The 11,891-nt window shown below is 68.7% G+C and carries 10 protein-coding genes and 1 pseudogene; 5 read left to right on the forward strand and 6 right to left on the reverse strand.

All coding sequences use genetic code 11. The features are described from left to right. Window positions 1-570 precede the first annotated feature (570 nt). Together ACH4VO_RS12830 and ACH4VO_RS12835 are read left to right on the forward strand one after the other, a co-directional pair. Window positions 571-858 (forward strand): hypothetical protein, encoded by a 288-nt coding sequence (locus ACH4VO_RS12830; protein ID WP_360994184.1) that lies wholly within the window; start codon window positions 571-573, stop codon window positions 856-858. Continuing rightward, complete coding sequence (locus tag ACH4VO_RS12835; protein ID WP_360994186.1) at window positions 855-1,250, forward strand: PIN domain-containing protein; 396 nt, start codon at window positions 855-857, stop codon at window positions 1,248-1,250. Before ACH4VO_RS12830 ends, ACH4VO_RS12835 begins: the two co-directional genes overlap by 4 nt. 679 nt (window positions 1,251-1,929) lie before the next feature. Here the strand turns inward: ACH4VO_RS12835 and ACH4VO_RS12840 are convergent. Together ACH4VO_RS12840 and ACH4VO_RS12845 are read right to left on the reverse strand one after the other, a co-directional pair. Next, entirely contained in the window at window positions 1,930-2,136 is a 207-nt protein-coding gene (locus ACH4VO_RS12840) for a DUF397 domain-containing protein (RefSeq protein WP_360994188.1), read from the reverse strand. Beyond that, complete coding sequence (locus tag ACH4VO_RS12845; protein WP_398440937.1) at window positions 2,133-3,029, reverse strand: helix-turn-helix domain-containing protein; 897 nt, start codon at window positions 3,027-3,029, stop codon at window positions 2,133-2,135. Before ACH4VO_RS12845 ends, ACH4VO_RS12840 begins: the two co-directional genes overlap by 4 nt. Window positions 3,030-3,184: 155 nt before the next feature. Here ACH4VO_RS12845 and ACH4VO_RS12850 point away from each other — a divergent pair. The 3 genes and pseudogenes from ACH4VO_RS12850 (at window position 3,185) to ACH4VO_RS12860 (ending at window position 5,835) form a co-directional block, all read left to right on the forward strand. Next, window positions 3,185-3,625, forward strand: a pseudogene (locus tag ACH4VO_RS12850) (ATP-binding protein). A gap of 280 nt (window positions 3,626-3,905) precedes the next feature. Further along, window positions 3,906-4,925, forward strand: coding sequence for a helix-turn-helix domain-containing protein (locus ACH4VO_RS12855; protein WP_360994191.1), 1,020 nt, complete (start codon window positions 3,906-3,908; stop codon window positions 4,923-4,925). Window positions 4,926-4,962: 37 nt separating this feature from the next. Continuing rightward, window positions 4,963-5,835 carry a hypothetical protein gene (locus ACH4VO_RS12860; protein ID WP_360994194.1) on the forward strand — a complete coding sequence of 291 codons (873 nt, stop codon included), beginning with the start codon at window positions 4,963-4,965 and terminating at the stop codon, window positions 5,833-5,835. Between the two features lie 233 nt (window positions 5,836-6,068). Here ACH4VO_RS12860 and ACH4VO_RS12865 read toward each other — a convergent pair whose 3' ends face one another. From ACH4VO_RS12865 to ACH4VO_RS12880, 4 genes are all read right to left on the reverse strand, one after another. Continuing rightward, entirely contained in the window at window positions 6,069-8,132 is a 2,064-nt protein-coding gene (locus tag ACH4VO_RS12865; RefSeq protein ID WP_360994197.1) for an ATP-binding protein, read from the reverse strand. Next, the gene (locus tag ACH4VO_RS12870; protein ID WP_360994200.1) at window positions 8,129-8,896 is read right to left on the reverse strand and encodes a DUF4255 domain-containing protein; all 768 of its coding nucleotides are present in this window, start codon (window positions 8,894-8,896) and stop codon (window positions 8,129-8,131) included. The genes ACH4VO_RS12865 and ACH4VO_RS12870 overlap by 4 nt, the downstream gene beginning before the upstream one ends. Window positions 8,897-8,912: 16 nt before the next feature. Further along, window positions 8,913-10,874, reverse strand: coding sequence for an HYR domain-containing protein (locus ACH4VO_RS12875; RefSeq protein ID WP_360994203.1), 1,962 nt, complete (start codon window positions 10,872-10,874; stop codon window positions 8,913-8,915). Window positions 10,875-11,206: 332 nt separating this feature from the next. Continuing rightward, window positions 11,207-11,779 carry a response regulator transcription factor gene (locus ACH4VO_RS12880; protein ID WP_360994206.1) on the reverse strand — a complete coding sequence of 191 codons (573 nt, stop codon included), beginning with the start codon at window positions 11,777-11,779 and terminating at the stop codon, window positions 11,207-11,209. Window positions 11,780-11,891: the final 112 nt, after the last annotated feature.

Here is an 11,891-nt window from a genome sequence, read left to right on the forward strand (position 1 = left end):
AGGACCTCGACAATCCTCATTCTTGCTGGTCAGAGGCACTTTCTGCGTTTCTGATCAACCACTGGACAGCCCACCTCGTGAAAGCGCGAGGCTAAAGGAGCAGTTCCTGCTTCTCGCGGTCGATCACCTTCGCCAGCTTGAGCGACCTCGCCGTCGTCGGGTGACTGAGGGAAGTAAAGGGCATCCACCATGACGGAGATCATTCGCGCGCTGTCACTTGTCCGAGAACTTCGGTGTACGGCCCAAACTCCGACACCGGCCTCAGCCGCCCCAGCTTCCGGTAGTCCACTTGTACCGCGAGTGCCACGTACAGTGAACATCCCAACGGCTGCCACTGCCGGCTCGCCCGTCTGGGAGATCGAATATCAGCCGACCTGCGGCTCGCTTGCTGTCGAGAGGTGGGCGGGTCCGGCGTACGCACCGGACGTGACGGGTCACGGGGTGACGGTCGCCGGTCGATGAAGGCGAACCGCGCCCAGCTCAGTGAGTGTCCGGAAGGAGCGGCGGGGCGCCGGCCTCATGCCGAGGACGAAGGTCACCGTCTAATAGAGTTTTTGTTAGAGTCTTTCCATGACTACTCCTGCCCATGTTCCCGGGGAAGGGCCCACCAAGTCCGTATCCGTGTCCATCCACGAGGGCACCATCGAGGCTGTGCGCTCCCGTGTCGGCAAGCGTGGGATCTCCGGATACGTCGAGGCCGCCATTCAGCGCCAGATCGAGCGCGACGATCTCGCCGAGTTGATCGCCTCGAACGAGGAGATCCACGGCCCGCTAACCCCCGAGGACATCCGCACAGCCGAGGAGAGACTGCTCGGTCCTACCCACAAGGGCGACAGCAGCGCTGAGGCCGCAGCGTGAGCGGTACGTGGGTGCTCGACAGCGAGGCACTGTCCCTCTATCTGCGTGCCGACAGGGCAATGACGGCTCTCCTGGCCGTGGCAGCCAAGCGGGACATCCGCGTCATCGTCAGTGCGGTCACCCTCGTAGAGGCCGACCCCAGCGGTGCTCACAAGGCACGCATGTCCTGGGCTCTCTCCCGGCTCGTCGTCGTGCCTGTGACCAAGGAGACGGCGGCCCGCGCGGTCGATCTGCTCCGGAATACCGGCGGGCTCGCTGGCCATAAGTACGCCATCGACGCGATGGTTGCTGCTACCGCGCTCCGTGAGCCAGGGCCGGTAACGGTGCTCACCTCAGACACGGAGGACATGCTCATGCTGTGCGGCACGGCAGTGGCCGTCGTCAAGGTCTGACTGGCCGGACCGACCGGCCCGGCCGACGCATCGGCGAATGACTCCTCGGCCCGCGTCGGACAACTGGGCACTTCGCGACTGGTCGGGCAGATCGTTCGGGCACTTGGCGATGTCGGTCCCGCGGCGCAGCAACAGGAGGTAGCTAATAAATGACCACCTTCCATTCCTGGGACGAAGTGAAGCGCGAGGTCTTCGATGCCAGGGATCTTCAGGAGATCGAGCGCGGAGCACAGCGCTTGGTGGCTGAGGCACCAGCCCGAGACGCGCAAGAAGCTGGGGCCTGCCCCGGAACGAGATGAGGCTGCTCAGCTCAGCATTCCCGTCGTCACAGCTTCCCCGTGTCCGCTGCCCAGTAGGCGTCCGTGACTGCGATCGAGCGGATGCTGCCGCCGCCCACCAACCCGGACCCGTCCGCGTAGAAGCGGGTCCAGGTCCGTACCCCGTGAGAGCAGCCGGCCTGCCCCGGCGAAGGCGTTGACCGGAAGGGGCCCGGTTCATGACCAAGTCGAGCAACTCTCGCCAGTCTGATCGCTGACGCGGCAAGGGCTCTTCCGATCGGCCACGCGGTAGATCCCCGAGTGCGGGTCCGCCCCCGTCTATCTCCTCCAATGCCTGCAAACGGGCAGTGGTCCTCGCCCTTCGTAGGGCAAGGAACCACTGCCGACTCCGGTCAGCGGGCTCAGTTTGTGGACGTGTACGCCACGAAGACCGCCCACGCGTGGGGCGTGAACCCGAGCTCCGGGCCCCGCACGTTCTTGGAGTCGCGCACGTGGACCGCGCTGGGGAGCGCTGCGACCTCGACGCAGTCGGGGCCGTCGGCCGTGCTGTGGCTGCTTCTTATCCACTCCAGCGCGGGCCTGTCCTCGGCGGATGACTTGGTGATCATGTTTCCCCCAGCAGCTTCTCGATGAAGGCCGTCGACTCGTGAGGCGTAAGAGCCTGCGCCCGGATGATTCCATAGCGGATCTCAAGGATCTGTACCTCCTTGGGATCGACGATTACGCGGCTCATGAACTGGACTTCCGTGTGACCGACCGTGCTCCCGTCCTTGAGCCTGAGCAGCCGGAACGGTCCGTCGACACCGGAGTTCTCTTCGCGACTCAGCGGCAGGACCTGCAGATCCACGTTCCGCGACTGCCCCACCTCCAAAAGCCGTTCGAGTTGCCGCCTCATCACTACCCTGCCCCCGAGGAGGCGCCGCAGCGAGGCTTCGCACTGCACAAAGCTGAAAACAGGCCGTGCGGTGGAACCATGCATGATCTCCTGGCGGGCCATGCGAGCAGCCACGCGCTGTTCCAACTCGTCCTCGGTGAAGCGTGGACGACGACCGGCGAACACCGCTCGCGCATAGTCCTCGGTCTGCAAGAGGCCGTGGACGACCGAGTTGTTGTACGCCCCCAGCTCGCCTGCGTCCGCCTCCAACTTGGCCAGATCCCGGACCTTCTTCGGGTACCGCGCCTCCGCCACGTCGCCCCGCATCGCCGCGATCTTGCCGCCCGCCTCCAGGACCCGGTCCGCGTTGTCCAGGAACTCCGGCTTCGGGGCGCGTCTTCCCCGCTCGACGCAGGAGACCATCTCCTCGCTGTATCCGATGGCCGCGCCCAACTCCGCCTGCCGGAGCCCCGCGGACTCCCGCCACAGCTTGATCTGCCGGCCGACCGCCTTCATCACCGCACCGGAGTCGTCCTCCAGACCGCTGTCCCAGCGCGAACCGTCCGCACCGTCCGCACCGTCCGTCGTGTGACCCGCCCGCCCCGCACCACAACTCTCCACGCCCATGCACACCGTCTCCCTCGTACTCGTGACCAACCGCGCCCGCTGTCGGCACGTCACGGCGTACAGGCCGGACCGCTCCCGTACGCGGCCGGACAAGGACTCCCCGTACGGGCATCGCTCCTTCCGAGAGTAGGCACGAAACGACCACGCTGAGTGACGTGAACCAAGAAATCACCCGAACCGAACATTCCGCTCCTACCCGGCAGTTCACCGTGCTGCTGTCCCCGACCCGCCGGGCGGCCCGGCTCGCCCGGCTGCTCACCGTCGCGCACCTGGGCGACTGGGGGCTGCCCTCAGGGGCGGCCGCGCACATCGTCGCCGAGCTGGCCGGCGACGCCCTGATCCATGGCCGGGTGCCGGGCGGGACTTCCGGCTGGATCTCACCGTCCATGACGCCGTCCACCACGGCGGCACACTCCTGCGGATCGAGGTGACCGACACCCGGGGCGAGCGAATGCCCTCCATGGCCACCCCGCCCGACGACGCGGAGTCCGGAGCAGGGGCTGCTGATCGTCGAGGCGTTCGCCGACCGCTGGGGTGTGACCGCCGGGCCCGCGCCGCGCAGGACGATCTGGGCGGAGATCGACCTCGTACCGTGACCGCCACCACCGGGTCGCGGAAACCCACGACCCGGTGACCCGCGACACGGAATCCCACGACGTAAAAGGCTTTAAAGAACCAGGGAAATTACCCTTCCCACCCAGACCCGTCCCCACCCTCGCTCTCGTCACTCACACGGGTGACATATACCAACTCAGCTGGATTTTGGATGGGTTGGTCGGCAATGCTCGCCGCGACAACCACAGACATGCGACGGCCCCCGGCCGGGACTGCGAATCCCGATCGAGGGCCTGACCAACGAGAAGAGCAACCTTCCCGATGGATACCCAGCAGATTAGCGCGCCCCCGTGCGCCCCACCCCCTGTTCCTGGGGGCTCCACCCCGTCAGCCGGTGTCATTCACATCAACTTCCGGCACGCCGTCGGCTTTACGGTCATCGGCAACCACCTGGCCCAGCACCGCGGTCTCTCCCTCGTCGCCATCGGGCTCGCCGTACACATCCAGTCGCTGCCCGCCGGAGCCAGGATCAGCATCAAGGTCCTCGCCGACCGCTTCCCCGAGAGCGAGACCCGCATCGCCGCCGCCCTGCGCGAGCTGGAAGCCACCGGCTACCTCCACCGCAGCCGCATGCGCCTCCCCGACGGCCGCATCACTACCCGCACCGTGTCGTACAACCAGCCGGGCGCGGCCGTATCGGCGGGCGCGGGAGCGAGTGCACCAACGGGCGCAACTACCGGCGCAACGAGCGAACTGCGAACCAGACGCAGCAGACCGGCCGCCCCGCTTCCCGTACCACCGCCGCCGTTGCCGACGCGCGAAGTCGCTCTCACCCCTGCGCCGCAGCCCGCTCCGGCCCCGGCGCGCACACACGCTCCGCAGCCCGCCTCCGTGCCAGCACCCACCGCCCGCAGGACGCCGCCGCCACCACTCCCCCGGCCGCAGACCGACAGCCCGGAACTGCACCACAGGGCTGCCGCCCTCCTCGCCGACCTACGCCGCGAGGCACCCCAGCTTCTCCTCTCCGAGGGCGACGTCCACACCCTCGCTCCCGGCGTCGCCACCTGGCTCGAACGTGCCGCCCACCCCGACAGCATTCGCCGCACCCTCACCGCCGACCTGCCGATTCCGCTGAAGCACCCGGCGAAGCTCCTGCGGCACCGGATCACGACTCTCGTCCCACCCCCGCTGCCCGGCACCCGCGACCTCGCTCCCCTGCACCATCGCGTCACACCCACCCCATTCCAGGAGTGCGACGGCTGCGGCCGGCCGTTCCGCTCCCGCACCCAGCACCCCACCCGCTGCCGCGACTGCCGCGACGACCTGCACACCGCCGCCTGACCACCGGGAACACCACCCATAACCCGAACGGACCGCAATGGTCAGCTCGCCCCACGAAGCAATGCACCGCATCTTCCAGGAGTACCCCGGCCTCTTCTCCCGCCTCTCCGAAGTTCTCGGAGTCGACTTCCCGGAGTCCACCTCCGCCACAATCGAACCAACGGACCTCACCGAAACCCGGCCACTCGAACGCCGGGTCGACACCCTCCTACGCATCGAAACAAAAGACGACGGACCTTTCCTCCTGGCCATCGAGGCCCAAGGCAAGAAGGACCTCAGCAAGCCGGCGAGCTGGGCGTACTACTGCACCCACCTGCTCGAGAAGTACCGACTCCCCACCATGCTGCTGATCGTCTGCCAGGACCGCGTCACCGCAGAATGGGCCGCCCGCCCGGTCCCGCTCGGCTTACCCCAATGGCCCGTGATCACGCTGCACCCACTCGTCGCGGGACCGCACAACATTCCGGTCATCACCGACGTGGCCGAAGTCCGGAAGGACCTCGCCCTCGCCACACTGTCCGCTATCACACACGCGGCTGATCCGGACGTGGATGCCATACTGAAAGCAGTGTCTACCGCGCTCCGGGACACGCCGGAGACGATCTCCAACCCCCTCGTCGAACTCATCGCACAGGGCCTGGGCAACCGCCCGGCCGCACAACAGTGGAGGAACCTGGTGGCCGTGGACCTCTCTTTCTACAAGTCACCGCTCTCGGAAGAAATCCGGGACGAAGGCCGGGTACGGGGCCAAGCGGAAGGCCTTCTGCTGATCCTCGATCTGCGCGGCATCGTCGTCACCGACCAGACCCGTGAACGCATCACCACCTGCGACGACCCCCAGCTCATGAGCCAGTGGCTCCACCGCGCCGCCACCGCCACCTCCGCGAGCGAGATCTTCGCCGACGAGTAGGCCCCACGCCGCCGCGTCGCTCCAGCCCCTGGAGCGACGCAGCACAAGGCCAGGGCAACCGCCCCACCGCACTGGAAGAAACGGCCGTCGCGGTCGGGCAGGGCATGGAGGACGACAAGCCGTCACCGAGGTGGCAGCGATCCGCGCACATCGCCGCGTACATGCTCAGGAGACGACTACGCGAGTCCTGCGGGAGGTGGCGACCCTCCCCAGTCGGCCGCCCAACTCGCTGCTCACCCCTGCACGAGCCCCAGATACGGGCCGAACTCCGAGGCCAGCGTCAGCCGGCCCAGCTTCTGGTACTCCCGCTGGATCGCATGGATCAGCGTCGACATCGTCACCGCTCCCCCCGTGTCCGCCGCCAGGTACGCCGCCGTCACCGCGATCGAGCGGATGTTGCCACCGGCCAGCTCGAAGTTCTCGGCGCAGAAGGCCAGATCCAGGTCCGCACCACGAGGAAGAAGCGGGCCCAGGCAACGTTCCCAGAGGGTGAGGCGCTGGTCGGGGTCCGGGACCGGGAAGTCGACCACCAGGTCCAGGCGCCGGGTGAAGGCGTCGTCGAGATTGGCGCGGAGGTTGGTGGCGAGGATCGCCAGGCCGTCGAAGGACTCCATGCGTTGCAGGAGGTACGCGCTCTCGACGTTGGCGTAGCGGTCGTGGGCGTCCTTCACGTCGGAGCGCTTGCCGAAGATCGCGTCGGCCTCGTCGAAGAGCAGAACGCCGTTCACGCCGGCCGCCTCGGTGAAGATGCGTTCCAGGTTCTTCTCGGTCTCGCCCACGTACTTGTCGATGACCGTGGCCAGGTCGACCGTGTAGAGGTCCAGGCCCAGGTCGGCGGCGATCACTTCCGCCGACATCGTCTTGCCCGTACCGGAATCCCCCGCGAAGAGGGCCGACACGCCGCGGCCCCTCCCGCCTCCAGGACGCATGCCCCATTCCCCCAGGACCCTGTCCCGGTGACGGGCCCGGGCGGTGAGTTCGCGGAGCTGAGCGTGGGCGTCGGCTGGGAGGACCAGGTCATCCCAGGTCACCGCCGGTTCGATGCGGCGGGCCAAGCGGTCAAGGCCGGCGGCGTTCTGGGCGCGGGCTCCTTGGCGTACGTGGTCCGGGGTGAGGGTTCCGCCGTCGAGCCGGGCGGTCTGGGCCGCGCTGCGGGCCGCCCCCGTGACCTGCTCCGGAGTGAGGAGGAAGGGGGAGAGCAGATGATCCGGGTCGATCGCGGCCGGGACAGGGCCCGCCGTCGTACGCCGGTAGGCGTCCGCCCACAGGGCGCCTCGCGCCGACGGCTCAACCCTCGGGGCGTGCAGGAGGAGAGGGGGCCTGGTCGACCAGGATGCGTCCCAGGGCACCCTGCCCACCATGACCGTCGGTACAGGGGTGGTCGTGAGGTGCCTGAGCAGGTGCGGGCGTTCACGGGACACGGCTTCCACGGGGGCGCAGACCAGACCCGCGTTCGTCAGGCGGGCCTCGCGTACCAGGGAACGTATCGCCTCGGCGGGCGACGGGTCCTCGACCAGGCGGTCCAGATCCAGACCCAGGACCGCCCGGCCCGCCAGGGTGAGCGCCGAGGCGGCCAGGGCCGTGCCGGCCCCACCCTGGTCCTCGCTGAGGTAGGCCAGCGGGAGGCCCCCTGCGAGTACCCCGGCCAGGGGCGCCGGGTCGCCCACGCCGGCCACCGCATGCCAGGGGACCAGGAGTTCGGCGAGGCGCGGGTCAGGGGTGTCGTCCCCCAGGAGGTGGGCCGTGACCCGGTCCGGGACGCGGAGGGCGCGACTCAGGAAGGGGCGGTCCAGGTCCTCGACCAGGAGCAGCCCGCCCTCGCGGAGGGGGGCGCGGGCCGACAGCCTGCCACGCGCCACCTGATCGGCGGGGGACAGGCCGCACAGGCCGAGGGCCAGGCCGACGGACGGGCGGCGGCGGGTCACGTCGTCGTTCAGGTAGCCGTAGAACGCCTCGAAGCGGTCGTCCAGATCCGGTACGAGCGCGACGAGCAGGATCTCGACATCCAGCGGAGTGAGCCCGAACCCGTCCTCCAGAGACGTGAGACGGGAGGTGGGGACCGGCTCGGAGGGGGTTTCCGGGAGCGGCGCGGGAAATCCGCGCACCCCCTTCTCGTCCAGCAGCCTCACGACGTTCTCGTCCGTGAGGTAGAGGCCGCGGAACGCGTCGTCCGGATCCGGGTCGGTGTGCCGGCGGGCCTCCACCGCACGGCGGACGCGCTGCTCCACGGCGACCGCCCGGCCGAGGAGATGGCGCAGGTTCGGGTCGTCGTCCGGGGGGCCCGGGGGCGGCGTCATGGGGTGCTGTCCTCCGTATCGCCGTCCGGCGCAACACGGTTCTCGGTGATCCGGAGCGACAAGCTCCGGCGAGGCCCTGCCGTCCCGGCTGCCGCGGGTTCCTCGCGGACGGGGCGGCCCGGGTGGCTGCCGTACACCGGCAGGCTCCCGTGGCCCGGCATCGGCTGCCGGGGCTGGGGCGGAGGTGCGTGGATGTCGCCGAAGCGTGCCTGGAAACCCTCGTCCCCCACCGGGGGACCCGCCGTGTAGCTCGGCGAGGCCGTCACCGGCACGCTGATCACCAGGTCCAGCGAGGGTTTCAGCTCACCGCCCAGCGCGCTCCACACGTCCGCGAAGGAGCGGTCCTCCGGCGGCGGCAGTGCGATCGACATCGGTACGGCCGCTCCGATCTCCGCCAGGGAGCCCGCAAGCCGTTCCGGGGGCAGGGTCTCGTGCCGCAGCAGGCACGCCAGCAGGGAGGACAGCAGCCGGTGCTCGTCCTCCGGGCGCTTGGTCCATGCCGTGATCAGGTACGACAGCTTGAAGTAGCGGGGCGGGCGGCGCCGCGCGACGACCGCGCCACGCTCGTCGTACTCGTTGTGCAGGCCACGCTCCCGGCGCCGTACGTCCTCGCGGATGTCGTAGAGGTAGAGGTTGACCATGGGTGCGTTGACCTTGGCCGCCCACTCCCTGGTCGGTGCGTCGAAGACGACCGCGATCTGACCGCCCTCGATCACTTCCGCCCTGATCAGGGCCCGTAGGACGTCGTCCACCTCATGGATCATCCAGCGACCTCCCCCCTCATGATCGGCCCGCGAAGTCCGGTGGCTGGAGGTTGCGTTGCACCACCAGGACCGGTTTCTGCAGGCGCGGAAGGTCGCGTACGTCCGCCCGCAGCATGCGCGGGCCGAGCGTGTCCTTGCGCAGCACCAGCATCTGCACTTCGAAGGTGCCGTCGCGGCTCACCCGCAGGCCCGAGCGATCGGCTGTGATGCCGATGTTCCACGTGAAACGTACGGTCTCCCCGGGTGGGTAGTCCTTGCCGCGGGCCAGCACGGGCTGCCCCGGCCTGGCAACCTGCGGAGTGACGGTGAGCGAGGGCTTCAGGACGCGCAGCCGATCCGTGTCCTTGTTGTTGCCCGTTCGACGGTCGGGCAACTTGCCGCGCACCGTGGCCCGTACGTCACCGGCGATCGCCGCGCGGTAGGTCGCCGTCTGTGTCACCTCGATCCGGCCGCCTGCGGGGATCGTGCACGGTTCGGCCGTCGTGCAGCGCGTGAGCCCGGCCAGACTGCGGTCCTTCGCTTCGGTGGGCTTCGGCCAGGCCGCGCCGATGACGACCCCGGTCGCCGCATCCGGGCCGGCGTTGGTGACCGTGACGCGGGCACGGGCCGGGCGGCCGACGTACGTGCGGTCCGGGCTGATGTCCACCTTCACCGCCACGTCCGCCTCGCGCAGCACAGGAGGTGGTGGCTTCGGCGGATCCGGTGGCACGGGCGGTTCGAGTACCTCGAACTCCGCGGTGTCCGTGCCGGTGTTCCCCGACGCGTCCGTCGCCGAGCAGGTGACCGTGGTCTTTCCGACGGGGAAGAGCGAACCGGAGGCGGGCGTGCAGGTCACCGGCAGCGTGCCGTCCTGCGCGTCCGTCGCCGTCGCGGTGTAGCTGATGCGTGCGCCGTCGTCGTCCAGTGCCCTGGCGATGCGGTCGTCCACCGTGACGACCGGGGCATTGACGTCGTTCACGTCGATGCTGATCTGCTGCTGGAAGTCCGGATCGGGCACGGCGGCCGGCCCGACGGTGTCCGTCCCCGGCGCCTGGGTCCCCTGCAGGAACTGCACGGTGCAGGTGAGCGTGGTGCCCTGCGGCGCATCTGCCGAGACATCGATGGTCTCGGCGAAGTGCGCGGTCTGGCCGCTCGTCAATTGGCGGAGGGGCGGGTCGAGGGTCACCGTGAGATGCGGGTCACAGTCGTCGAGGCGGTGACCGACGGAAGTGGGGAGGTTGTCGAAGCCCTCCATGATGGCCTCAGCCACCTCGTTCCCCTGAATCTCCTTCAACAGACGGCCGTTGGTGGCGTTGATGATGCGGGTGGCCTGGCCGGGTGCGGTCCGCGGATTCTCGATGTATTCCGGGTTGCCTGCGTATCCGGTGCCGTCCAGGCCATCGCCGATGGTGCTCTCCACGTCGACCCCGATCACCCGGACGCCCTTGTCCTGAAGGTCGAAGATGGTGTCGTCGATGGTGTGGTTGTTGCTGGGCGCGTGGCTGGAGGCGTCACCGACCAGCACGACGACCGGGTTGGAGCCTTCGCGGAAGACGGTTTTCCCTCCGGCCCCGTTGGCGATCTCCCACAGCCCGTTGATCCAGTCCTCGGAGGGTCCCATGCTCTTTCCGCCAAGGTCCGTCTTGAGCGCGTTCACGCCTGTCCGCACCTTGCTGACGTCGTCCGTCAACTCCTGCAGCACCTCGAACCCGGCATTGGGATCACCCTCCTGGTCACCGAACGTGGCGACGGCGAAGCGCGAGTCGGGCTGCTCGGCCAGGATCTTGTCGGTGATGGCGGGGAGATTCTCCCGAACGCTCTTGATCGGGTCGGCCATGCTGGCCGTACCGTCCACCAGCAGCACCACCTCCGGCTTCGGCGGGATGGCCGGCGTACGCACCTGCTTGTCCACGCCCGTCGAACCACCGGGGTCGAGCGCCTCGTGCAGGCTCGCCGGGGTGACCCACGGCTCCGGCGGCCCGGATGCTGCCGTGGCCACGCCCGCCCCGCCCGATGCCGGAGCCGGCCCAGCGGCCAGCAGGAGTAGAACGAGCGCCGAGGAACGGCGCGCCCCGGTGGGCGTTCGCTGCCGTTTCACCGGACGAATCCATCGCACAAATCTCTCCCCGCACCCGGACCTCCCGCAAGAACACCGCGCATACGGTCCCCCAGCCATTACCTGCGGACAGCGGGAGGTGAGCCACTCCCGCGGGAAGACGCGTCTGCCCTTTGGGGCAATAGGCAGAGCCCGGAGCGGGCGACGATCAATTCGAGACCGGATCACTTCGGGCGCGTGATCGCTCGGGGCCGTTGATCACATCAGGCCGGTGATCAAATCAGGCCCTGCCGCATCGCGTACGCCACCGCATGAGAGCGATTTCGCAATTGCAACCGAGTCATCACCGAATGCAGAACGTTCTTGATCGTGCGCTCGGAATAGGCCAGCTTCGTCGCGATGTCCGCGGTGTCGTACCCCTCGGCGACCAGCCGCAACACGTCGACCTCACGCGCCGCGAGACCCGTGAAGTGCAGGCCTCGCGGCCCCAGCACCTGCCCCTGGAGGCGGCCGACCTCTTCGAGGAGGCGGCCGAGCAGATCGGAGGGAAGGTGGCCCTCGCCCCGCGCCACCGTCCCGATGACCTGCACCAGGTGCTCCGGCGTCGACTCGGAGCGTCGGATCACGCCGGCGACCCCGCACTCCGCCGCACTCACCAGCTTCTGCTCGTCGATGTCCGTGGTGACCAGGACCGCGCGGGACGTACTCGTGCGCTGGATGTTGCGCAGCAATCGCAGGACGTCCTCGTCGACCGTGTCCACGACGACGACGACGACCTGGGGCGACGCTTCTCCCTCGCCCCATTCCATGACATCGACCTCGGGACGGGCCCTCAACTGACTGGACACGCCTGCCCGTGAGATAGGATCTTGGGCCCGTAATGCGACAGTGGTGCGTTCCACGCGGAAACTCCCCCCGAGAAAACGGCCGGAGGATCACAGCGGGCTCACGCCTCACGGC

The sequence above is a fragment of the Streptomyces sp. NPDC020780 genome (assembly GCF_044334475.1).
Classification (GTDB): Bacteria; Actinomycetota; Actinomycetes; order Streptomycetales; family Streptomycetaceae; genus Streptomyces.